13 protein-coding genes are annotated in these 24,233 nt (G+C 70.2%); 8 read left to right on the top strand and 5 right to left on the bottom strand.

Features of this window, described 5'->3' with window-relative positions; genetic code table 11:
• Positions 1 to 65: 65 nt before the first annotated feature.
• The 8 genes from NF681_00900 to NF681_00865 all read left to right on the top strand — a co-directional run bounded on the left by NF681_00900 (position 66) and on the right by NF681_00865 (position 19,249).
• The gene (locus NF681_00900) at positions 66 to 1,769 is read left to right on the top strand and encodes a ShlB/FhaC/HecB family hemolysin secretion/activation protein (protein UST52565.1); all 1,704 of its coding nucleotides are present in this window, start codon (positions 66 to 68) and stop codon (positions 1,767 to 1,769) included.
• A 12-nt stretch (positions 1,770 to 1,781) separates the two neighbouring features.
• Positions 1,782 to 11,774: a hemagglutinin repeat-containing protein gene (locus tag NF681_00895; protein ID UST52564.1), complete on the top strand. Its 9,993-nt coding sequence runs from the start codon at positions 1,782 to 1,784 to the stop codon at positions 11,772 to 11,774.
• A 268-nt stretch (positions 11,775 to 12,042) separates the two neighbouring features.
• Positions 12,043 to 12,396, top strand: a complete 354-nt coding sequence (locus NF681_00890; protein ID UST52563.1) for a hypothetical protein — start codon at positions 12,043 to 12,045, stop codon at positions 12,394 to 12,396.
• A gap of 195 nt (positions 12,397 to 12,591) precedes the next feature.
• Positions 12,592 to 13,803 (top strand): TolC family protein, encoded by a 1,212-nt coding sequence (locus tag NF681_00885; GenBank protein UST52562.1) that lies wholly within the window; start codon positions 12,592 to 12,594, stop codon positions 13,801 to 13,803.
• The gene (locus NF681_00880; protein ID UST52561.1) at positions 13,800 to 14,468 is read left to right on the top strand and encodes a hypothetical protein; all 669 of its coding nucleotides are present in this window, start codon (positions 13,800 to 13,802) and stop codon (positions 14,466 to 14,468) included. The genes NF681_00885 and NF681_00880 overlap by 4 nt, the downstream gene beginning before the upstream one ends.
• Entirely contained in the window at positions 14,465 to 15,637 is a 1,173-nt protein-coding gene (locus NF681_00875; protein UST52560.1) for an efflux RND transporter periplasmic adaptor subunit, read from the top strand. Before NF681_00880 ends, NF681_00875 begins: the two co-directional genes overlap by 4 nt.
• A 16-nt stretch (positions 15,638 to 15,653) precedes the next feature.
• Positions 15,654 to 18,803, top strand: coding sequence for an efflux RND transporter permease subunit (locus NF681_00870; GenBank protein UST52559.1), 3,150 nt, complete (start codon positions 15,654 to 15,656; stop codon positions 18,801 to 18,803).
• Between the two features lie 62 nt (positions 18,804 to 18,865).
• Positions 18,866 to 19,249, top strand: a complete 384-nt coding sequence (locus NF681_00865) for a hypothetical protein (GenBank protein UST52558.1) — start codon at positions 18,866 to 18,868, stop codon at positions 19,247 to 19,249.
• 229 nt (positions 19,250 to 19,478) lie between these two features.
• On the opposite strand, the gene NF681_00860 is transcribed toward NF681_00865, so the two are convergent.
• Genes NF681_00860 through NF681_00840 form a run of 5 tightly spaced genes read right to left on the bottom strand, consistent with a single transcriptional unit; the run spans position 19,479 to position 24,219 of the window.
• Positions 19,479 to 20,492, bottom strand: a complete 1,014-nt coding sequence (locus tag NF681_00860; GenBank protein ID UST52557.1) for a transketolase family protein — start codon at positions 20,490 to 20,492, stop codon at positions 19,479 to 19,481.
• A gap of 13 nt (positions 20,493 to 20,505) precedes the next feature.
• The gene (locus NF681_00855) at positions 20,506 to 21,342 is read right to left on the bottom strand and encodes a transketolase (protein ID UST52556.1); all 837 of its coding nucleotides are present in this window, start codon (positions 21,340 to 21,342) and stop codon (positions 20,506 to 20,508) included.
• A gap of 30 nt (positions 21,343 to 21,372) precedes the next feature.
• Positions 21,373 to 22,632, bottom strand: coding sequence for a TRAP transporter large permease (locus NF681_00850; GenBank protein ID UST52555.1), 1,260 nt, complete (start codon positions 22,630 to 22,632; stop codon positions 21,373 to 21,375).
• A 20-nt stretch (positions 22,633 to 22,652) separates the two neighbouring features.
• Entirely contained in the window at positions 22,653 to 23,171 is a 519-nt protein-coding gene (locus NF681_00845) for a TRAP transporter small permease (GenBank protein UST52554.1), read from the bottom strand.
• A 55-nt stretch (positions 23,172 to 23,226) separates the two neighbouring features.
• Positions 23,227 to 24,219 (bottom strand): TRAP transporter substrate-binding protein, encoded by a 993-nt coding sequence (locus tag NF681_00840; GenBank protein ID UST52553.1) that lies wholly within the window; start codon positions 24,217 to 24,219, stop codon positions 23,227 to 23,229.
• Positions 24,220 to 24,233: the final 14 nt, after the last annotated feature.

Genomic DNA, 24,233 nt, shown 5'->3' with positions numbered 1-24,233 from the left:
GGCCGAATCCAGCGGCCGGGCGATCCGGACCAACGACGGGACATGCGATGAGCGGATGGAGACACATGCGGACGGGCACGCTGGGCGCCCTGATCGGCGCGCTGGCGCAGGCGGCGTCGGCGCAGATCGACGCCAACGCGCTCGACCGGCAGAACCAGCTGATCGAGCGCCAGCAGCAGGACCTGTTGCGCCTCGACCAGGAACGCGCGCGCCGTGCGCCGTCGACGCAACCCGGTGCCGACCTGCGCGACGTTCGCCCGCAGGTGAACGTGCCGGACATCGGCGTGGCGTGCCGCGACATCCGCACGGTGCGCATCGACGGCGCCGAGCACCTTCCGGCGGACGTGGCGCGACGCATCGAGACCGACTTCGCCGGCCGCTGCCTCGGCGTCGGCGAGCTCGAGGCCGTGCTCGCGCAGATCACCAAGCGTTACATCGACCGCGGCCTCATCACCACGCGCGCCTACCTCCCGGCGCAGGACCTGCGCACCGGCACCCTGCAGATCAACGTGATCGAAGGCCGCATCGAGGCCTACCGCGTCGACGGACCGCGCGCCGCGTCGGTCTGGCCGCGCGGGGTCTTTCCGGCCACGCCGGGCGAACTGCTCGACCTGCGTGACCTGGAACAGGGCATCGACCAGATCAATCGCCTCGCGTCCAGCCGCGCGGTGCTCGACATCCAGCCCGGCAGCCGGCCCGGCGACAGCGTGGTGGTGGTGAAGAACCCGTCGGTGCTGCCGGTCAACCTCTACGCCTCGGCCGACAACTACGGCACGCGGGCCACGGGGCGGGACAGCGCCTCCGCCACCGTCAGCTTCGACAGCGTGCTGGGACTCAACGAAATGCTCTCGCTGACGCGGCGCGCCACCGTGCCGCACGACGCCGACCACGACGCGACGATCAACGCGGCCCAGTTCTCGATCCCGTTCGGCTACAGCACCTTGTCGCTGGACCACAGCCAGAGCCGCTATGCCAACCGGCTGTCGCTGCCCAGCGGTGCCACCCTCCTGTCCACCGGCAAGACCACCACCCGCAGCGCGGCGCTCGACCGCGTCGTCTACCGCGACCAGGCCAGTCGCGTGTCGCTCTCCGGCCGCCTCTCGACCCAGGAGACCGAGAGCTACCTGGGTGGCCAGTTCCTGGGCATCGCGAGCCGCAAGCTCGCCTACGCGGACGTCGGCGTGTCGGGCTTCACCGCGATGGCCGGCGGCCTGGCGAACGCGCGACTCGGCCACGTCAAGGGCCTGTCGGACTTCGGCGCGCTGCGCGACGCGGCCGATCTGCCCGAGGAGGCGCCACACGCGCAGTTCCGCAAGGTCGTGCTGGACGTCGGCTTCAACCGCCGCTTCGACATTGCGAAGCAGCCGTTGCTGTGGTCGTCGCAGTTCAGCGCCCAGCATGCCTACGACACGCTCTACGGCTCGCAGCAGTTCCTCGTCGGTGGCGTGTCGACGGTGCGCGGCGCGCTCATGAGCACGCTGAGCGGCGACGACGGCTATTTGCTGCGCAACGAACTCTCGCTGCCGTGGCAACTCCCCAGCGAGGGCGCCACGCTGGGTGGACGCGTCTACGTCGCCTACGACTTCGGCCATGTGCGCAACCGCGCCCCGGGCGTGCCGTCGGGCTCGCTGTCGGGCGCGACGCTCGGCACGACGGTGAACTGGAAACGCACCAGCCTCGACCTCTTCGCCGCACGCGCGCTGCACGTGCCGTCGCCACTGGTTCGTGAATCGACCCGGTTCGGCTTCCGTCTTTCCGTCTCTCTCTGATTCCGGGCGACCATGAACCACATCTACCGCAACATCTGGAACGCGACCACGGGCACCTGGGCCGCCGTCGCCGAGAACGCGACCGCGCACGGCAAGTCGGCCCGTGGAAGCGTCCGGCGCGCCGTCGTCCGCGCCACGGGCCCGGCCATGGCGGCCGCGCTCGCCGGGGCGAGCCTCGCGCCCGTGGCCGGCGCGCAGCCGGTGTCGTCGGTGGTCGTGAGCCCGGGCAACGCGGGCAACACGACCACCTATGTCGCGCCCAACGGCGTGTCGGTCGTGAACATCGCCACGCCCAATGCGGCCGGCCTCTCGCACAACCGCTACACGACCTACAACGTCAACGCGAACGGGCTGGTGCTCAACAACGGCAACAACGACGTGGTCGCGCGCCAGTCGCAGCTGGCCGGTCAGGTCACGGCGAACATGAACCTGACGACGCAGGCCGGCACCATCCTCAACGAGGTCGTGGCCAACAACCGCAGCACGCTCGCCGGGTTCACCGAGGTGCTCGGCGGCCGGGCCGATGTCATCCTCGCCAACCCGTACGGCATCACCTGCTCGGGCTGCGGCTTCATCAACACCGACCGCGTGACGCTGACCACCGGCAGCCCGTTCCTGGCGACCAACGGCGGCCTCGGCGGCTTCGCGGTCGGACAGGGCGACATCCTGATCACCGGCACGGGGCTCGACGCCAGCGCGCAGCAGGTGCTCGACCTGGTCACGCGCGCGCTGCGCGCCGAGGCGCCGGTCAACGGCCGCGACGTGAGCGTCGCGACCGGCCTGAACCGCTGGAACTACACCACCCGCGCCGTCGACGGCAACGCCGCCGCGACCGGCGCCACGCCCACGTACGCGATCGACACGTCGGCGCTGGGCGGCATGTACGCCAACCGCATCCGCCTGCTGGCCACCGAGGCCGGCGTCGGCGTGCGCATGGCCGGCGACGCGGCGGCGAGCGCGGGTGACTTCACGCTGTCCGCCGCCGGACGCGTCGAACTGCAGAACCGCGTCTCGGCGGCCGGCGACATCGCCATCGCCAGCGCCGCGCCGGACGCGGTCGCCATCGCGCTGACCGACGCCAGCCTGAGTTCGACTGGCCGCACCGCCCTCGCCGCGCGCGGCGGCGCATCGATCGCCGGCAGCGCGCTGGTCGCCGGCACCGACCTCGCCATTGGCGCGGCGAGCCTGCTCGACGCCGCCAGCACCGCCAGCTCCCCCAACGCCAACCAGCGCAGCGCGGGCGGCGCGATCGATCTCGCCATCCGTGGGAACGCCGTGCTCGGCGCGACGAACTGGCAGGCCGGCGACGATGTCCGCGGGCGCTTCGGCAGCCTGGCGACCACGGCGGCGACGCAGCTCTTCAGCCGTGGCGGCACGCTGATCGCCAGCGCCGACGACGGCGATCTCGCGCTCGGCCTGGCGGTGCTTCAGTCGGCCGGCGACCTGCGGCTGTCGGCCAGCGGACGCATCGGCATCGACGCCGGCGGCACGCTGCAGTCGCGCGGCGGCGACCTGTCGCTGGCGGCGGGCAATGGCATCGTCAACGTCGGCACGGTGACCTCGGATGCGGGCAACGCCACGCTGCGCGCCAACGGCACCGTCGCCAACAGCGGCACACTGCACGCGGCGCAGGACATCGACATCGCCGACCTCGGCGGCGGCGAGACGCAGGCGGTCGCAAACACCGGGCAACTCATCGCCGACCGCGCGTTGGCGCTGAAGGCGGCCGGAGTCGTCAATGCCGCGGGCGCCATCGTCCAGGCGCAGTCCGGCAGCACCGTGGCAGCCAGCAGCGTCGACAACCAGGGCGGCTGGCTGCTGTCGCAACGCGGCGGCGGGACAGACACGGTGGCGGTGGGCGGCGCACTGCGCAACGGCGGCACCATGCAGGGCGCCGGCGCGGTCGCGGTCGACGCGGGCAACGTCGACAACGCCGGCGTGCTGCAGGGCGCGACCGGCCTCGCGCTCACGGCCGGGGGACTGGTCAACAGCGGCTCGCTGGCGGCCACCGGTGGGGCGGCGACCCTTCGCGTCGACGGCGCCACCGACAACCGCGGCGTGATCTACGCGCAGGGCGCGCTCGACATCGCCGATCGCAAGGCCGGCGGCGGCGCGGGGTTCTCGAACACCGGGCTGGTCATGACCGACGCCGCGCTGGCGATCAAGGCGTCGGCGCTCGCCAACGTGCAGCTCGACGGCAACACCGCGAGCGGGCGCATCCAGTCGGGCACCTCGGCGGACATCGCCGCCGCGAGCCTCCTCAACGGCGGCACGCTGCTCGCCGGCACGACCCTGGTCGCGAGTGCCAGCGGCAACGTGAACAACACCGGCTTCGTGCAGGCCGACACAGGCAGCAGGTTGACGGCGGGCAGTCTCGACAACGCCGGCACCTGGCTGCTGTCGACCCGCGCCGGTGCCGTCGACCGCGTGAGCGTCGGCGGCGCGTTCGCCAACAGCGGCACGCTGCAGAGCGAAGGCGCCGCGACGGTCGCCGCCGGCAGCGTCGCCAACAGCGGCGTGATCGTCACCGCGACGGCGCTCACGGCCTCGACCGCCGGTGACTTCGACGGCACGCGCGGTGTGGTGGAGGCGGGCAGCGCGCTCGACCTGACCGCCGGCGGGCGCTTCGGCAACGCCGCCGGCGCGCTGGTCAAGGCGCAGAGCGTCGCCATCACGGCGACCGGCCTCGACAACGCCGGCACCGTCACGGCGGACGCCGGTGCGCAGACGCTGCGCGTCGACGGCGCGCTGGTCAACAGCGGCATGCTGTACGCCCGGCAGGCGCTCGACATCGCCGACCGCCGCGGCGGCGCGGGCGAATCGGTCGCCAACACCGGCGTCATGCTGAGCGACGCGGCATTGACGCTGAAGGGCGCCGCGGTGTCGAACCGCCAGGTCGGCGCCGACACCACCACCGGCCGTGTGCAGGCCGCCACCGCCAGCGACATCACCGCGACGAGCCTGTCGAACAGCGGCAGCTGGGTGCTGTCGACGCAGCCGGGCGCGTCCAACACGGTCATCGTCGGCGGCCGGCTCGACAACAGCGGAACGTTCCAGGGCGGTGGCGACACGACCGTCACCGCGGGAAGCGTCGACAACAGCGGCGTGCTGTACGCCGCGGGCAACCTGAACGCCGCCACGCCGGGCGATTTCGCCAACCGCGGCACGGTGCAGTCCGGCCGGACCGCGACGCTTTCCAGCGGCGCCACCCTGACCAACGCGGGCGGCGGACTCGTCAAGGCCGTGGACCTGGGCCTGCAGGCCGACGTGCTCGACAATGCCGGCAACCTGGTCGCCAATGGCGGTGCGGCGACCCTGCGCGTGGCCAGCCGGCTCGACAACGGCGGCGGCCTCCATGCCGGCACCGCGCTCGACATCGCCGACCAAAACGGCACCGGCTCGCAAGCCCTCGCCAACACCGGCGTGATGCTCGCCGGCACCACGCTGACCGTGAAGGCCGCATCGCTTACCAACACGCAACGCGGCACCGACACCTCGACCGGGCGCATTCAGGCCGCCGACGGCAGCCGGGTGAGCGCGTCGAGCCTCTCGAACAGCGGCATCTGGCTGCTGTCGACGCAAGGCGGTGGCGCCGACGACACGATCGACGTCGCCGGACGCCTGACCAACAGCGGCACGCTGCAGAGTCGGCGTGGCGCCGACATCAGCGCGGTCGGCGTCGACAACAGCGGCACACTGTCCGCGGCAGCGGCGCTCGCCGTGACGACCACGGCCGACTTCCGGAATGCGTCCGCCGGCATCCTGCAGGCCGGCGCGGCACTGCGACTGAGCACCGGCACGGTCTTCGACAACCGCGTCGACGCGCTGGTGAAGGGCGCGGATGTCGATCTTTCCGCCGGCACGATCCTCAACGGCGGAGCGCTCGCGGCGGCCGCCGGACGGGCGACGCTGCGGACCACCGGTTCACTGCGCAATACCGGGTTGATCCGCGCCAACGCCACCACGGTCGAAGCCGCCAGCCTGGAGAACACCGGCAACTGGCTGCTCTCCACGCAAGGGACGGCGAGCGACGTCGTTACCGTGAGCGGCACGTTGCGAAACGACGGGTTGATGCAGAGCCTGGGCAGCGCGAACTACACCGCCGCCGCGCTGGGAACGGGCGGCACGATCCTGGCTGCGGGCAGCCTGAGTGCCACCGCCGCCACCGTGAATGTCGACACCACCGGCACGCTGCAGGCGGGGAGCACGCTGCGCATCGACGCCGCCGACACGCTCGTCAACGCCGGCAGCGCCACGACGAAGGGTCGCCTGATCGGCGACGCCCTGGCCCTTGCGGCCGGCAACCTGACCAACGGCGGCATCGTGCAGGGCGGCAAAAGTCAGGCCAGTGCGATCTCTGTGGTGAACACGCTGACGAACACTGCCACCGGTGTCATCACCGGCGCGACTGACGCGACCGGAAAGGGCACCATCAGCGCGACGCGCATCGTCAACGACGGCACGCTGCAATCGGTAGGCGCGCTCGACATCGGCGTCGGCAGCGGCGGTTTCGACAACACCGGCATCACCTATGCCGCCGGCGACGTCACGCTGCGCAGCCGTTCGACCGGCGGTTACACGGCCGACGTCGGCGGCCTGCTGGAAAGCGGCGGCCTGCTTTCGGTCACCGGCAACGGCACCAGCGTGCTGAATGTCGCCGACGGGGGCACGGTGGTCGGCGACACGCTGAGCGCCTCGCTCACACGCATCGCGCTGGCCGGCGGCACCTCGGGCGGCACGCTTTCCTCCGAGGGCAACATGACCGTCTCCGTCGGCACCCTGACAATGGCCGGCGGCAAATCGGCGCTGATCGGCTCGAAGGACGGCGCCCGAACCGGCATCACGACGCTGACCGTCGCCAGCACGCTGGTCAACAACGGGCTGCTGTTCTCGGGCCACGATCTCGCGGTCAACGCGCCGTCCATCGTCAATTCCACGAACGGTGGTATCGCGGCGCTACGCAACGTCACCGTGCGCGCGACGACCGGCGACCTGACCAATCGGGGCGCCCTTTATGCGGGCGACACGTTGAGTGCATCGGCCAGCGCGGGAACGCTGACCAATGTCGGGACCTCGACCGGCTACCAGGGCACTGTCAACGCTGGACGCCAGGTCGACCTGCAGGCGACGACGATCGTCAACAACAGCACCATCTACAGCGATGGCGGCATCCAGCTCACAGCGACGACCCTGCGCAACGAGGTGCCGGGCGGCGATACGCGAGCCTGGGGCGCCAGATCCGCCACCACCACGACCCAGACGTCCTACGCCCTTTCGCATGCCCATACCGAGTCGGGACGAACCGCTGGCGACTACGAGGTCTGGTATTACGACAACAAATGGTCCCAGGACCAGTACTACACCACGGCGATTCCCACCAATCGGCCGCAAGTGGTCGGCAACGGGCTCGTCACCTTGCGCTTCAACGCCGGCGCCAATACGGGCGGCCTGATTTCAGGCGGAACCGTCACCCTGACCGGCGTCGGCACCGGCGCCACCTTCGTCAACGACGACCTGGCGCTGCGGCACGCCGAATACACACAGAAGTCCGAACACCAGATCTACTGGGCGGGTCTGGCGGACCTGGCCGCCAAATATCGCAACGATTGGGTCCCGGGGGCGATCACGAGCGTCAGCACGAGCGGTGCCGCCGTCGGGGCGGGCATCTTCGCCGGATCGCTCGATGGTTCGAACGTCGCATTGACCAACAACGGCGCGACGCAGCCTGCGATCAGCGCGGGAAAAGCGGGCGCGGCCGTCAGCGCGGCTGCGGCCGCCGCTCCGACGCGGAGCAACGTCGCCAACGGTGAGATCGGGAAGCCGACGGATCGTCTGGACTCGTCGAATCCGGCCCTGTACGGCGTCGGCAGCGCGGTCGTCGAAAACGGGACCCGTGGCATCAGCACCGGCGATGCCGCGCTCGCCGCGTCGGCGGGCTTCGCCGGCGCGACCGGCACCACCGGCCGACCGGCGCTGTCCCCCGCCGCCGTGCAATCGCTCGCGCGCCTGCTCTCGACCACGGCGACCGGCGTGCGCACGCTCGACGGCAGCAACGCGGTCTCCTTCGTCGCGGCCAACGCGGGCAACGGCGTCAGGGGCGCGACCTTCGGCGGCACGACCGTGTCGTTGCCGACCAACGTCAACGGCTATTTCGTGACCGCGGCGACGCCGCGGGCCGGCTTCCTCGTCGAGACCAATCCGCGCTACCAGGTCGGCTCGACCTCGGTCGGATCGGACTACCTCTCGAACCTGCTCGGCTTCAGCCCCGACGTGCTGGTGCGGCGCCTCGGCGACGCCGGCTACGAGGCCTACCTGATCCGCCAGCAGCTGGTCGCGCAGACCGGCAATGCGATCCTGGCCGGCGCGCAGAACGCGTCGACGCAGGTCCGGCGGCTGATGGACCAGGCGGCGGCCGAGAGCAAGGACCTCGGCCTCGCCTACGGACAGGCGCTCACGCCGGCGCAGCAGGCCGCCCTCACGCAGGACATCGTCTGGATGGTGCAGACCGAGGTCGGCGGGCAGGTGGTGCTCGCGCCGGTGGTCTACCTGTCGCAGGCGACGCGCGCGGGCATCACCGGGGGCGCCGTCATCAGCGCGGAGAACGCCAACCTGAGCCTGACCTCGCTGACCAACGCCGGCGGCACCATCGCCGGCGGCAAGACGCTGAAGATCGTCTCCGTGGGCGACGTGACCAACACCTCGGGCACGATCACCGGCGGCGACGTCGCGGTGAGCTCGACGCAAGGCGGCATCGTCAACCGGACGAGCGTGTCGGGTTCCGGCGATGGCGAGCGTTACGTCACCGACATCGGCAAGACGGCCGGCATCACCGCCACCGGCAACCTGTCGCTGGACGCCGCCAGGGACATCACCAACCTCGGCGCCACCCTGTCGGCCGGCGGCGACGCGAGCCTGAAGGCGGGTGGCGGCATCACCTTCGACACGATCGAGAACAAGACCACCGACACCACGCGCGGCGCCTATCGGCAGGACGGCGGCACCGGAACGACGACTACCACGACCACGAAGGTCGAACAGGTTAAGTCGGGCCTGACGACCGGCGGCAACCTCGCGATGACGTCCGGCAAGGACATCACGCTCGCCGGCACCGACACCAGGGTCGGTGGCAACGCGGACCTGAACGCCGGCGGCAACCTGAACATCCTGGCGCGCGAGAACACGACGACCAGCCGCACCACCAGTCAGGCCTCGGGCATCGGCATGGGCGGCGCGCTCTTCGGGTCGAGCAAGACCACCACCGATTCGCTGTCGGTGCGCAACGTGGGGAGCACCTTCGAGGTCGGCGGCGACGCCAGCCTCGCGGCGAAGAACGACGTGACGGTCCAGGGCTCGAGCGTCGACGTGGCCGGCAAGGGCGCGATCAGCGGCACCAACGTCAACGTGCTGGCCGGACGCAACTACGACGAGACCAACACCTCGACCGTCAGCACCAGCGTCGGGAAGATCGTCAACGGCGGCACGCAGAACACCGCCGGATCGAGCGCCGGCGCCCAGGCGTCGGCGGGCAAGGGCCTGGCATCGGCCGGTGCCGGCGCCGAGGCCTCGACCGGCTCGACGTCGAGCGGCGGTCTGCAGGTCCTGGCGGTCGATGTGACCACCCGCCGGACCACGGACCTGAAGAACGTCGGTTCGCGGCTGAGTTTCGGCGGGGATCTGAGCGTGGATGCGAAAAAGGACGTGAATCTGGTCGGCTCGAAGGTCGACGCCGGCGGCAACGCCACCGTCAACGCGCAGAACATCAACGTGGTCGCCGCCAAGGACGTGGCCACGTCGAGCACCACCACGACGTCGACCGCGGTCGGCCTGATGGGCAGCAGCCAGAGCAACGCCGGTGCGAGCGCCGATGCGAGCGCCAACGCCAACAGCGCGACCGGCGCATCGGGCAAGGGCGTCGGGCTGCCCAGCGCCGACGCGCAGGCCAACGCGCAGGCCAGCGCCGGCGTCGAGAACAAGCTCGACTACCTGCAGAGTTCGACCACCACCAAGGACACGCTCGACATCCGGCACCAGGGTTCGGGCATCACGTCGGGCGGCAACATGACGCTCAACGCGTCGAACGACCTGAACGTGCAGGGCTCCCAGGTCGGCGCGGGTGGCAACGTCGACGTGAAGGCGAAGAACATGACCTTCGGCGCGGTGAACGACGTGAGCGAGACGCGCACCAGCAGCACCACCACGTCGGTCGGCCAGTACCAGAGCGGCAAGGCCGGCGCGACGGCCGGCGCGAGCGCCGAGACTGGCCTGAAGCCCAAGGCCGAGACCTCGGTCAACGCGTCGGCCAGCCTGGAGATGGGCTTCTACGGCAGCAACACCCAGACCAGGACGGTCGACGGCGCGACCACCGCCGTCACGTCGGGCATCACGGCCGGCGGCGACATCAACCGCACCGCGACCGGCGGCATCACCGACGTCGGCACGCAGATCGGCGCCGGCGGCAACCTGAACCAGTCGGCCACGACGATCACGAGCAAGGCCGCGGCCGACACGACCTACCGCGCGTCGAGCACCGAGACCAACACCGGCAAGCTCGGCGGCTTCGCCGAGGCCTCCGCCGGCGCGAACGCGAGCGTGTCGGCCGATGGCAAGGCGAAGCTGGAGAACAGCTCGGGCGCCGGGGCCGGCGTGCGGGCCACGTACGAGAACCAGCAGGAGCGTTCGCGTTCCGCCAGCAGCAACGCGGTGGTGTCGAACGTGAAGGTCGGCGGCAGTGTCAACAGCACGTCGAGCGGCAGGACCAGCCTCGAAGGCACCCACATCTCGGCCGGCCGCGACGTGACACTGGGCGCCGGCAGCCTCGAGCATTCGGCGGCGCAGAACACGGCCAGCAGCAGTGCCGACAAGACCCAGGCCGGCGCCTCGGTCGGCGTCGACATCGCCAACAAGAGCGTGAGCGTCGGCGCCAGCTACGACAACGGCAAGCAGGGCGCGAGCAGCAGCACGGCGGTGGTCGGCGGCATCAAGTCCGGCGGCAACGTCACGGTCAACACCGCCGGCGACGCGCGCTTCGAGGGGACCAAGGTCGAAGCCGGCGGCGCTGCGGCCATCAACGCCGGCGGCAATGTCGCCTTCGACGCGGCGAAGAACACCGCCACCTCGAAGGACACGGCCATCGGTGCGTCGGCCGACGTCACGGTCGGCAAGAAAGGCGGTGCCGGCGGTGGCTCGAAGAGTTCGAAGGGCTTCGACGTCGAGGGCAGCTACCAGCAGTCGACCGCGAGCAGCAGCGACGCCGTGGCCGGCAGCATCACCAACGGCGGACCGCTGAGCGTGAATGCCGGCGGCAACGCGACCTTCACCGGCACCGCGCTGTCCAGCGGCGGCGACGCGTCGGTCAAGGCCGGCGGCAACGTGGCCTTCGACGCCGCGCGCAGCACGTCGAGCACGCAGGACGTGGGCGTCGCCGCGTCGCTGGGCGGTGCGACGTCGAGCACGACGAAGGGGGCGGCGGGCGGCACGGGCGGCACGGGTGCGGGTTCGACGACGACAAGCCGGGAGGGTTCGGTCGGGCTTTCGGGCAACTTCGGCCAGAGCGCCAGCGACACCGCGCAGGGCGCGAGCATCCGCAGCGGCGGCAACGTGGCCATCGGCTCGGGCGGCAACACGACGCTGGAAGGCACGCGGGTGAAGGCCGGCGGCGCCGTCGCGGTCGGCGCGGGAGGCGCGGTGGTGGTGAAGGACGCGGTCAGCACGTCGAGCTCGCTCGAGGTCGGCGGGTCGCTGGCGGGCTCCGCGTCCAGGGAGCGCACGACACCGGCGCCCTCGGCGACCGGAACGCCGGCGACGCCGGCCTCGACCGCGACCACGCCGGCATCGGCGTCGACGCCGCACGGCACGGGTTCGACCGCGGCCGCGGCGCAACCCGCCACGACCAAGGACATCTCCGGCACCGCCAGGTTCCTGATGGACAGCGACCGCACCACCCAGGGCACCACGCTGCAGGGAGGCAACGGCGTGACGATCACCTCGGGCCAGCCGGGCAGGTAGACAGGGCGTCGTTCGAAAAGCCGACGGCATCCTCGCGTCCGATTCAGACGAATGGAGCCCGACCCGAGCGCGTATCGTCTCCAGGCACGGAGAAAGCCCCGGAGCACGTGGCGCTTCGCGTCGCGAATGCCTTGGGACGCGCGATCGCTTCATCACCGGCGGTGACGTGATCGATGTCGCGGCTTCCGGTCGTTCGTTCCACCCTCGAAGACCTGCTTCGTCATGGGTCCGGCTGCGTAGGCCGCGATGCCCGAGCTAGACTTGAGGGATGCGCCGCGGACTCGTCCTCGTTCTTCTCGTCATCTCTGCGTTCTGGCAGGTGGTTGCCATCGCGGGCCAGGCCACGGCCTTCGGCACGACGGAAGCGACGTCCCACGCCCTGCTGCACTGGCAGGAAGAGAAGCACCACCACCATGAGGACGGCACGGTGACCCGCGACGATTCCGACGAATCGCTCCAGCACGTCGTCGCCGATGGCTGCCTGAGCGTCCATGCCATCTGGACCACGCCTTCCTTGACGTTCGCGCCTGTCCGGGGATCGCATCCTTCGACGGCCATCGAGGTGGCCCTGCCCGCGCCACCGCCCGACGGGCCGCGACGGCCTCCCCGACCGATCGCCTGAAAACGTCCTCGCCCATCCTGCGTCCGCGCGGTTGGGTCGTTTTCACGCGGGTGACCCCCATGGCACCGGTCGTCACGCTGACGCGTGACGCCGGGGCTCATCCGGACCACCGGCAAGTCGATCGGGAATCCCTTGAAACACGTTCCATGGTTCGTGTCCTGCGCCGTCGCAGGTCTCACGTTCTGGGGAGGCGCCTTGCCTGCCACCGCGCAGACAACCCCGTTTCCTCCTGCACCGCCGGGCTCGGCGGGTGCGCCTACCCTCGCCCAGGCCGTCGACGCGGCCTGGCAGCGTGCCGTGCAGGCCTCCGAGGCCAACGCGCAGACACGGCGCGCGGCCGCCGAGCGCATCGCCGCGAGCAGCCTCTCGGCCCTGCCGCCCGCGCTGGAGATCAACCACCTCAACGACCGCGCCCAGTCCAACGCGGGACGCCGCGAGACCGAAGTCGGCATCGCCTGGCCGCTGTGGCTGCCGGGTCAGCGCGACGCCCGGATGGCGGTGGCCGAAGCCGAGACCGGGCTGGCCGACATCGGCATCGAGGCCGCACGCCTGCGCGTGGCCGGCCAGGTGCGCGACCTCGCGTGGCGAGCGTCGGCGGCCGAGGCGGACGTGCAGGCCCTCGGTGCCGAGCAGCGCTACCTTCAGGGCCTCGCCGAGGACGTGCGGCGCCGTGTGAACGCCGGCGACCTGGCACGTTCGGACACGCTGGCCGCACAAGGTGAAGCCCTGGAGGCCGATGCCCTGCAAAGCGACGCCGTGCAACGCCAGCAGGCGCTGCGTCTGCAATGGCAAACCATCACGGGCCTGGACGCGTTGCCCGTGCTGACACTGCCCGCCGACGTCGAAGCCAGTGCCGAGACGGCGATCTCCCCGGTGGCGGACCATCCCGAACGGCGTCTGGCCAGCCAGGCCGTCGAGCGCGCCCGACGCCGGTTCGATGTCGTCACCCGCTTTCGACGCGACGCGCCCGAACTGAGCGTCAGGTACCGCGAGGAGGTTCCAGGCCTCGGACAGGTGACCCGGCGTGGCCTGGGCGTGGGCCTGCGCATTCCGTTCGGCACCGACGGGCGCAACGCGCCGCTGCAGGCGGCCGCGGCGGGTGAGCTCGAAGTGGCCGAGGCCAACGCGCGGCGCCTGAACGACCAGCTGGATGCGGAGCTGCAGACCACGCGCAGCGCGCTCGTGCGTGCGGCACGACAACTGGCGACGGCGCGCACCCGCGCCGCGCTGCTGCGCGAGCGCGCGCAACTGGTCGAGCGCTCCTTCAAGGCCGGGGAGACGCCCCTGCCCGAACTGCTGCGCACCGTGAACGCCGCCGCGCGCGCCGATGCGGCGCTGGTCCGCCAGCGCGCCGCACTCGGCCTGGCGCACGCTCAACGTCAACAAGCCCTGGGGGTTCTTCCATGACCTGTCCCGCTCCCGGCACTCGGCCGACCCTCTTCCGCCGGCTGCGCGGATGCCTGCTGACGGCGCTGATGACCGTGGCGGGCGCCGCCGCCTGGGCCGCGCCCGGTGCCCATGGTCCCAACGGCGAACACCTCGACGGACCGGCGCACGGCGCGACGGCCAGCGGCCGTGGTGCGCCACGCATGGAAGCCAGCTCCGAGACGTTCGAGCTCGTCGCCGTCCTGCGCACCGGCGAACTGTCGATGCTCGTCAACCGTTTCGAGACCAGCGAGCCCGTGCTCGAGGCCCAGGTCGAGGTGGCGTCGGGCAACCTGAAGGCGGTCGCCAGCTTCCATCCGGACCAGGGCGACTATGCGGTGGACGATCCGGCGTTCCTCAAGGCGTTGCGGACGCCCGGCGAGCACGCCCTGGTGGTCACCGTCCTGGCGGGCAACGACACCGACCTGCTCGACGGCTCGCTGCGCACGACCGGCGATGCCACGGCCAACGCTGCCGACGCGGCCGAGATGGCCGGCCACGGGCATGGTCGTGCGCCGGGGAACGACCCGGGTCACGGCGTTCCGCTCAAGGCGTGGATCGCCGGCGCCGTGCTGGCCGCCCTGGGTCTGATCCTCTGGCTGCGGCGCGGCCGCTCGTCCCCCCCATCCACCGGAGCCGCTCGATGAGCCGCCTGACCGTCATGTCGTTTTCCTTCCTGAACGCCCACAGGGCGAATCTGGCCGCGGGAGTGGCCGCCCTGGCGTTGGGCGGGCCGGTGACCTCGCTGGCGTCACCCGGCGCCCATGGCCCCAACGGGGAACACCTCGATGCGCCGGGGAGCACCCGCACGGCGTCGGGTCTCGCCCGGCTGCCCGACGGCAGCGTGCAGGTGCCCATGCTGGCCCAGCGCCGGCTGGGCATCCGGACCGCGATCGCACCGGAGAGCGAGGCGGCGGTGACCCTGGAGCTGCCGGGCCGCGTGGTGGTCGACCCCAACGCCAGCGGCCGGGCGCAGGCCGTGCACGGTGGTCGGGTGATGCCCGGGCCGCGCGGCTTGCCGGTCGCCGGACAGACCGTGCGCAAGGGCGAGGTGCTGGTGCAGGTCCAGCACCATGCGGAACCCTACGCCCTGGCCGCCCAGCAATCGCAGTTGGCCGAACTGCGCAGTGGCCGCATGCTCGCGGCCCAGCGCGTCCAGCGGCTCGAGGCCCTGGAGGGCACGGTGCCGCGCAAGGACATCGAGGCGGCACGGGCCGAACTGCAGAGCCTGGCGACGCGCGAGCGGCTGATCGCCACGAGCATCTCGACCCGCGAGTCGCTGGTGGCGCCGGTCTCGGGCGTCATCGCGCGCGCCGATGCGGTCGTCGGCCAGATCGTCGAGGCCCGCGACGTGCTGTTCGAGGTGATCGACCCAACCCGCGTGCTGGTGGAGGCGACGACGTCCGATCCGGCGCTGGCCGCACGCGTGCGAGCGGCCTCGCTGCAGGGGACACCGGCCGTGAAGCTCACCTTCCTGGGCGCGGCGCGTTCGTTGCGCGATGGCGTGCTGCCGCTGACCTTCCGGGCCGAAGCCAGCCAGGCCGGCACGGCGTTGCCGCTCGCGGTCGGGCAGCCGGTCACCGTGCTCGCGTCGTCCGATGAACGGGTCAAGGGCTTCGTCCTGCCCGCCGCCGCCATCGCACGCAATGCCGCCAACGAGCCCATCGTCTGGATCAAGTCCGGTGCCGAGCGCTACATCGCCCAGCCTGTGGCGTTCCGACCGCTGGACGCCGGCACGGTGGTCGTGACCCGGGGCCTGGGCGCGGACAACCGCGTCGTGGTCCAGGGCGCGCCGCTGCTCGCGCAGATCCGCTGAACCGGGAGCCGACCGAATGTTCGACTGGATCGTCCGAAGCAGCCTGCACAACCGCCTGTTCGTGCTGGCCATCGCCGCCCTGCTGCTGGTCTGCGGCGCCTTCACCGCCTGGCGCGCGCCCGTCGACGTGTTTCCCGACCTCGACAAACCGCTCGTCACCGTGCTGACCGAGGCCGGCGGCATGGCGCCCGAGGAGGTCGAGCAGCTCGTGACCTTTCCGCTGGAGACCGCCCTCAACGGCACGCCGGGGGTCACCCGCGTCCGTTCCACCTCCGGCGTCGGGCTGTCGATCGTCTATGCCGAGTTCGACTGGGGTACCGACATCTACCGCAACCGCCAGCTGGTGGCCGAGCGGCTGAGCGTGATCGATGCGCAGCTGCCGGCGGGCGTCACCCCGGTCATGGGACCGGTCTCCTCGATCATGGGCGAGGTCATGCTGATCGCCCTGCCCCTGGGGTCGGCCGACGGCAAGGCGACCGCCGATCCGATGCGCTCGCGCGAGTGGACCGACTTCGTGCTGCGTCCGCGCCTGCTGTCGATCCGCGGTGTCTCGCAAGTCATCCCGATCGGCGGCGACGTGCGCCAGCTGCGTGTGGAGCCCGACACGGCGCGCATGGCGCAGTTCGGCGTCTCGCTCACCCAGGTCGAGCAGGCCCTGCGCGGTTTCGCCGGCAACGCGGGCGGTGGATTCATCGACCTGAACGGCCGCGAGTTCCTCATCCGTCATCTCGGACGCACGAACCGCGTCGAGGACCTGCGCGGCATCGCCGTGGCCTGGAAGGACGGCCGCGCCGTGCTGCTCGAGCAGGTGGCGACGGTGCGCTTCGCGCCCGCCATGAAGCGCGGCGACGCCGGCCACGACGGTGCGCCGGCCGTCATCGTCAGCGTGCAGAAGCAGCCCTCGACCGACACCGTGCAGCTCACGCGCGCCATCGAGACCGTACTGGCCGAGATGACCCAGGCCATGCCGGGCGGCCTGGCCGCGCCGAAAGTGCTGTTCCAGCAGGCCGATTTCATCGAGGCGTCGATCGGCAACGTGAGCGATGCCCTGCGCGACGGCGCGATCATGGTGGCGATCGTGCTGTTCGCCTTTCTGCTGTCCGCGCGCACGACGCTGATCTCGCTGGTCGCCATCCCGCTGTCGCTGGCCGTGACGATCCTGATCTTCAAGCTGCTGGGCCAGTCCCTCAACGTCATGACCCTGGGCGGCCTGGCGATCGCCATCGGCGAGCTGGTCGACGACGCGGTGGTCGACGTCGAGAACGTCCTGCGGCGCCTGAAGCAGAACCGTGCGGCCGCCAGGCCGCTGCCGGTGCCGGAGGTGGTGCGACGGGCTAGCGTCGAGGTGCGATCGGGCATCGTCTATGCCACGGCGATCGTGGTGCTGGTGTTCGTCCCGCTGTTCGCGCTGCCGGGCATCGAGGGCCGCCTGTTCTCGCCGCTGGGCATCGCCTACATCGCGTCGATCCTGGCGTCGATGGCGGTTTCCATGACGGTCACGCCGGTGCTGTGCAGCCTCCTGCTGCCGCGGATGAAGCGGCTCGACCGCGGCGACGGTCCACTGGTCGCACGCCTCAAGGGCTGGGACGAGCGTGTGCTGAACTGGTCGTTTCCGCGCGCCCGGTGGCTGACCGCCATCGCGGCGGCGGCCGTCGTCGTGGCCGCGGCGAGCGTGCCCTTCCTCCCGCGTGCCTTCCTGCCGGCGTTCAACGAGGGTTCGCTGGTGCTGGGCATGGTCTTCGACCCCGGCACCGCGCTGGCCGAAGCCAACCGCATGGGCACGCTGGCCGAAACGCTCATCGCCGAAGTGCCCGAGGTGACGCAGGTGGGCCGCCGCACCGGCCGCGCCGAACTCGACGAACATGCCGAGGGCGTGCATTCGTCCGAGATCGATGTCGATCTGAAGCGCTCCGGGCGCGACCGGGAAGCCATCACGGCCGACATCCGCGCTCGCCTGGCGGTGCTGCCGGCCCAGATCGCGATCGGCCAGCCGATCTCGCACCGGCTCGATCACCTGCTCTCGGGCGTGCGCGCACAGATCGCCTTGAAGGTCTTCGCGGAGGACACCGACACGCTGCGCAGCCTGGGCGAGCAGGTGCGCCAAGGCCTGGCGGGCATCCCGGGTCTGGTCGACCTGTCGGTGGAAAAACAGGTGCTTATCCCGCAGATCGCGGTGCGCATCGACCCGCGCAAGCTGGCACAGACGGGATTGGCGCCGGGCGAGGCCATCCGCATCCTGCAGACGCTCACCGATGGCGCGCACGGCGCCACCATCGTCGACGGGTCGCGCCGCTACGAGCTCGTCCTGCGCCTGCCCGACCACCGGCGCGGCCCCCAGGACCTGGCCAACACGCTGGTCGACACGCCCGCCGGCCGGTTGCCGGTTTCCAGCTTCGCCACGGTGCAGGAGACCGACGGGCCCAACCAGATCGGGCGCGAGAACGGCCGGCGGCGCATCGTGGTCTACGCCAACACCGACGGGTCCGACATGGGCCGCGTGGTCGCCGACATCCGGTCGGTGATCGGCGGGACGTCGCTGCCCGACGGCGCCTTCATCAGCCTGGAAGGCCAGTTCCAGGCCCAGGAACAGGCCATGAATCTCATCATCGGGTTGTCCGTGGTCTCGCTCGCGCTGATCTTCCTGGTGCTGTTCTCGCGCTACCGGTCCGTCGTGCTCGCGGCGATCATCATGGCCAACATCCCGCTGGCGCTCATCGGCAGCGTGGTCGCGATGTGGCTCGGCGGCATCAGCCTGTCGGTGGCCTCGATGGTGGGCTTCATCACGCTGGCGGGCATCGCCACGCGCAACGGCATCCTGAAGATCAGCCACTGCATCAACCTGTGCCGGTTCGAGGGCGAACGCTTCACGCCGTCGATGATCGTGCGCGGCTCGCTGGAGCGCCTGACGCCGGTGCTGATGACGGCCCTGGTCGCGGCCTTCGCCCTGACGCCGCTGCTGCTGGCGGCCGACGCGCCGGGCAAGGAGGTGCTGCATCCGGTGGCGGTGGTGATCTTCGGTGGACTGATCAGCTCGACACTCCTCGACACCCTGCTCACCCCGCTGCTGTTCTGGCGCTTCGGACGCCGGGCCACCGAGCGCCTGGTCGCGACCGACGCCGACCCCGGCGAGGCGACGTCGCCGGTGCGCCCGCCAGCGACCTACTGACGTCCACCCTCCCGCACGCCCGTCCTTCTTCCCGCAACCGCTCCGATCCAAGGAATCCTCTCATGACCCGCAATTTCTCCCGCCTGCTCGCCACCCTGCTGCTGAGCGCCGCCACGCTGGGCGCTGCCACCGTGTCGGCCCATGGCACTGCCGCCGCCCGGCACGGCGGTGTCGTGCAGAGCGCCAACGACCTGTCGTTCGAACTCGTCGCGACGCCCGACGGCGCGGCGCTGTACGTCGACGACCACGACAAGGCCTACGACACCAGGACGCTGAGCGGCAAGCTCACCGTGCTCCGGGGCAGCGACAAGTCCGAGGTGCCGCTGACCCCGGCCGGCGGCAACAGGCTCGAAGCCAAAGGCGTGACCCTGGACAAGGGCGCCAAGGCCGTGGCCATGGTCACCGACGGCAGCAAGACGACGACGGTGCGCTTCGCCATCAAGTGACAGGGCCATCGGTGAACCATGGCCGCCCGTCGTGGTCCGCGTTGCGGGGCGGGCTGCCAGCGCTGCCGGCGGCTGCGCGCTTCGGCGTGAGCACGCCGCGGGTCCGGCACGTCAGCGAGGGGCGAGCGAGCCCTGCCGACCGGCCCTCACGGCTGCGATGGAGACCCAGCCCGCAGACAGGCTGAAGACGCCGCAGTGATGCGCCTGGCCATGGCAGGGCCCGGTCGCCTCAGCGCAGCCATTCCTTGATTTTCCGGCAGACGGCATCCGTCGAGATGCCATAGCGGTCGTGGAGCGTCGGAAGTGCGCCGGCGTCGAGAAACGCGTCGGGCAGCGCGATCTGTCGGTAGGCGGGGAAAACCCCGGTGCGCATGAGCAGCGACGCGATCGCCTCGCCCAGGCCGCCGATGACCGAATGGTTTTCCGCCACCACGACCAGGCGACCCGGCCGGCCGACCTCGTCGAGAATCGTCTGTTCGTCCAGGGGCTTGATGGTGGGCACATGGAGGACCGCGACGTCCACCGCATCCGATCCGAGCTGCGCCGCCGCTTCGAGCGAGCGCATGGTCATGAACCCGCTGGAGATGACCAGCACGTCCGAGCCGCCGCGCAGCAGCTTGGCCTTGCCGAGCTCGAACCTGTAGTCGTACTCGTCCAGGACCAGGGGCACATTGCCTCTCGCCAGGCGCATGTAGACCGGTCCCGCGTGCGCGGCGATCTGTGGAACGGCCTGCTCGATGTCCAGTGCATCGCACGGGTCGACGATCGTGAGGCCAGGAATGCCGCGCATCATCGCGAGGTCTTCGGTCGCCTGATGACTGGGGCCATAGCCCGTCGTCAGACCCGGCAGGGCACAGCAGATCTTGACGTTGAGATTTTCTTCCGCGATCACCTGATGGATGAAGTCGTACGCGCGTCGCGTGCCGAACACGGCGTAGGTCGTGGCGAAAGGAACGAAGCCTTCCTTCGCCATGCCGCCGGCGGCCGCCATCAGCAGCTGCTCCGCCATCCCCATCTGGAAGAATCGCTCGGGATGGGCCTGGGCGAACAGGTGCAGGTCGGTGTACTTGGCGAGGTCCGCGGTCAGGCCGACGATGTCGGGCCGGTCGCGTGCCAGTTCGACGAGTGCTTTGCCGAAAGGCGCGGCCTTGACGCGTTGGCCTTCGGCCGCGATCGAAGCAATCATCGCCGAGGTGGTCAACCTCGGCTTCACGGGCGTGATGGGCGTGATGGGCGTGTTCATCGGGATCTGCTCCTCACTGGGACTGGTCGAGATGGTCGAGCGCCTGCTGCCACTCGGGCGGGTCGACGCGTATGAAATGGTTCTTGTCGCGCTGCTCCAGGAAGGGCACGCCCTTGCCCATCAGGGTGTCGAAGAGGATGACGCGCGGCTTGGGGTCCTTCAGCGCGCGCGCGATGTCGAACGCGGCGATCACGGCGGAAAGGTCGTTGCCGTCCACGCGCTGGACATGCCAGCCGAAAGCGGCCCACTTGTCGGCGAGGGGTTCGAATCCCATGACCTTTCCCGAGGGACCGTCGGCTTGCTGGTTGTTGATGTCCACCAGACAGATCAGGTTGGACAGGCCATGGTGTGCGGCGCCGAGGGCGGCTTCCCAGGTCGAGCCTTCGTCCAGTTCTCCATCCGACATCGAGTTGTAGACGAACGCCGGGTTCTTCTTCAGCCGCAGCGCCAGGGCCATGCCCACGCCGATGGGCAGTCCTTGACCCAGTGATCCACCCGACATCTCCATGCCCGGCGTGTAGGTCGCCATTCCCGACATGGGCAGTCGGCTGTCGTCGCTGCCGTAGCTCTCCAGTTCGTCCTGAGGAATGATGCCCGCCTCGATCAGCGCGGCGTAGAAGGCGATGGCGTAGTGGCCGTGCGAGAGCAGGAAGCGGTCACGACCCTCCCAGTCGGGCTCATCGGCCCTGAACTTCAATGCATGGCCGTAGGCGACCGCCAGCACGTCCGCCCATCCCAGGGCCTGACCGATGTAGCCCTGGCCCTGGACCTCGCCCATGCGCAGGGCGTAGCGGCGGATGCGGTAGGCGCACTGCGCGAGGTGCGCGGGTGCGTCGGAGAGGTTCGTCATTTCGAGCGTTCCTGAAGAGTGAAGAAGAGGTCAGCGCAGGATGAAGGCGGGGACATAGGAGACGAGTGCCAGCACGCCGAAGGCGACCAGGTAGAACGGCCCGAGTTCGCGCACCGTCTGGCCGACCTTGACCTTGGCCAGCGCGCTGGTGATGAACAGCGTGGTGCCCACCGGCGGCGTGTACAGCCCGATGGCCAGGTTCACGACCATCATGATTCCGAGCTGCGTGAGGTCCATGCCGACCGCGGTGGCCAACGGCACGAAGACGGGGGTCAGCAGGAGCACTGCCGCCGGCAGGTCGATGAACATGCCCACGAACAGCATCATCAGGTTCATCATGAAGATCACGAGCCAGGCCTGATGCACGTTGTCGCCCACCCACGCCACGATGCCTTGTGGCATCTGGTCGAACGTGAGCAGCCAGCCGATCGCGGCCGAGGCCATGATCACCAGCAACACCACGCCGGTGGCCAGACCGGCATGCACGACGGCTTCATGCAACCGCCTGAGCCCGAGGTCACGGTAGACGACCGCCGACACGACCCCCGCATAGAGCGTCGACAGCACGGCCACCTCGGTCGGCGTCGCGATGCCGAAGCGCAGGAAGACGACGATCAGGACGGGCAGCAGCACGGCCGGCAAGGCATAGAGCAGGTGCGTGCGGAAGGCCGCCAGGTCGAACGGCGACCGGTCCCGTGGGAAATTGCGCCGCTTGCCGACCCACCAGCACATGAACATGAAGCCCCCGCACATCACCAGACCCGGCAGGATGCCGGCGACGAACAGCGCGGCGATCGAGGCGTTCGCCGACAAGGCGTAGAGGATCAGCGGAATCGAGGGCGGAATCAGGATGTCGATGGTGGCTGCCGACGCCAGCGTCGCCGCCGAGAACGCCGCCGGATAACCCAGCCGTTTGTGCCACGGAATCATCAGGGAGCCGATGGCCGACGCGTCCGCCACGGCCGAGCCGGAGACGCCGCCGAACAGGGTGGACGACAGGACGCCGACCTGCGCCGGGCCGCCGTGGAACCGGCCGATCAGTGCGGACAGCACACCCACCAGCGCGGCGCCGAGCTTTCCGCCCATCATCAGGGAGCCCGTCAACATGAAGAACGGGATCGCGATGAGCGGAAAGCTTTGCACCTGGGCCACCATCTGCTGCACCAGCAGGTCCAGCGGCACACGGTCGGAGGTCGCCGCGGCAGCCATCGCCGCGATGAGCAACGCATGGGCGATGGGCATGGCGATGCACGCCGCACCCATGAAGACAAGAAGAATCAAGGCACTCATGATGTTCTCTCAGAGACCGCTTACCAATGCGCCACCGGCACGGCGGGGTCGGCTTCGGGGTCCGGGGGTGAGGCCGGCTGGGCGTTCCAACTGAACCAAGCCGATTGCAAGGCCAGCAAGGACAGCAGCGCCATGCCGGCCATCACGCACCCGTAGGTCAGCGAGCCCGGGATCTGCAGCATGGGCGACTTCTCGTCGTGCACGATCTCCAGCATGCGGAACGTGGCCGTCGCCAACGTGGCATAGAGGCCGGCGACGGCGAGCCAGGACAGCGTGGCGACCACGCGGCGTGCACCGGCCGACACCGCGTCCATCAGGAAGGTCGTCGTGATGTGGGCGCCCTGCAGCGCGGCCAGGACCACACCGGACATCACCAGCCACGGGAAGAGAACTTCCGGTACCTCGTTGGCCCATTGCAGACTGGCACCGGTGGCGTAGCGCAGCACGGTATTCGCCACCAGGATGAGGAAGATGACGGACGTACTGATCCACAGTACGACCTGACACAGCGCGGCCACGCCACGTTCAATCGCGTTCATTGTTTGTCTCCGGAAATGTCGATTCGCGGCGCATCCGCGAACCGGTCTGCCAGGGTCAGCGCGTGCGCGCCGAATCGATCACCTTGGTCACGTAGGGGCCGATGGGGCCGCTGCGCCATTTGGCGTCCACGACCGCCGTCGCCTTGGCGAATTCCGCCTTGTCGACCTTGGTCACCTGCACGCCCTTGGCCCTGAGGTCGTCGAGCAGCTTGTCGTCGGCGTCCTGCGACAGCTTTCGCTGCAGCGTCGTGGCCTCTGCGGCCGCCTCGGTCAGCGCCTTGCGATCGTCGTTGGTCAGCCGATCCCAACTGCGCTTGCTCATGAGGAGCGGGGTCATCTGGAACATGTGGCTGGTGAGCGCCAGATGCTTTTGGACCTCGTACAGCTTGCTGGCGTGGAAGTTGACCAGCGGGTTCTCCTGGCCGTCGACCACACCCTGCTGCAGCGCCACGTAGAGCTCGGCGAACTTGATCTGCTGCGCGTCGGCACCGAGGGCTTGCATGATGTCCACCAGCACGGCATCCGGTGGGGTGCGCATCTTGAGCCCCTTCATGTCGTCCACCTTGACGATCGGGCGCTTGCTGTTGGTCATGTGGCGGATGCCGTTGTCCCAGTAGCCCAGTACCACCATGCCCTTGGCCACGGACTTGTCGGCCAGTTCCTTGCCCAGCGCGCCATCGAGCAGTCTGAAGGCGTCCGCCGGAGTGGAGAACAGGAACGGCATGCCGAAGGCCGCGTATTCAGGGACCGCCGTCGCGACGGCGCCCTGCGAGTTCGCCGAGAGATCGAGCGCCCCGGTGCGGATCGCGGTGACCATGGCCGCGTCGTCGCCCAATTGAGCGGACGGCGCCACGGACACCTCGATCCGGCCACCGCTCTGCGCCTTGGCGACTTCGGCGAACTTCAAGGCGGCTTCGTGGCGTGGGTTGCCCGGTGCGGCGCCATGGCCCAGCGTGAGCTTGATGGCCTGCGCCTGGGCGGCCAGCGGCGCCCAGAGGCAGCCCACCGCGATGGCCAGCACGGTGCGTGCAACGATCTTGTTCTTCATGGTTCTTGTCTCCG

This window comes from Comamonadaceae bacterium OTU4NAUVB1, from assembly GCA_024372625.1.
Lineage (GTDB): Bacteria > Pseudomonadota > Gammaproteobacteria > Burkholderiales > Burkholderiaceae_C > Variovorax.
Note: the sequence above shows the minus strand (reverse complement) of the source record. Positions and strands in the feature narration are given on the sequence as shown.

Coding starts and splice junctions, on each gene's coding strand:
- NF681_00900 (UST52565.1), top strand. CDS start 66: ATGCGGACGGGCACGCTGGGCGCCCTGATCGGCGCGCTGGCGCAGGCG.
- NF681_00895 (UST52564.1), top strand. CDS start 1,782: ATGAACCACATCTACCGCAACATCTGGAACGCGACCACGGGCACCTGG.
- NF681_00890 (UST52563.1), top strand. CDS start 12,043: ATGCGCCGCGGACTCGTCCTCGTTCTTCTCGTCATCTCTGCGTTCTGG.
- NF681_00880 (UST52561.1), top strand. CDS start 13,800: ATGACCTGTCCCGCTCCCGGCACTCGGCCGACCCTCTTCCGCCGGCTG.
- NF681_00875 (UST52560.1), top strand. CDS start 14,465: ATGAGCCGCCTGACCGTCATGTCGTTTTCCTTCCTGAACGCCCACAGG.
- NF681_00870 (UST52559.1), top strand. CDS start 15,654: ATGTTCGACTGGATCGTCCGAAGCAGCCTGCACAACCGCCTGTTCGTG.
- NF681_00865 (UST52558.1), top strand. CDS start 18,866: ATGACCCGCAATTTCTCCCGCCTGCTCGCCACCCTGCTGCTGAGCGCC.
- NF681_00860 (UST52557.1), bottom strand. CDS start 20,492: ATGAACACGCCCATCACGCCCATCACGCCCGTGAAGCCGAGGTTGACC.
- NF681_00855 (UST52556.1), bottom strand. CDS start 21,342: ATGACGAACCTCTCCGACGCACCCGCGCACCTCGCGCAGTGCGCCTAC.
- NF681_00850 (UST52555.1), bottom strand. CDS start 22,632: ATGAGTGCCTTGATTCTTCTTGTCTTCATGGGTGCGGCGTGCATCGCC.
- NF681_00845 (UST52554.1), bottom strand. CDS start 23,171: ATGAACGCGATTGAACGTGGCGTGGCCGCGCTGTGTCAGGTCGTACTG.
- NF681_00840 (UST52553.1), bottom strand. CDS start 24,219: ATGAAGAACAAGATCGTTGCACGCACCGTGCTGGCCATCGCGGTGGGC.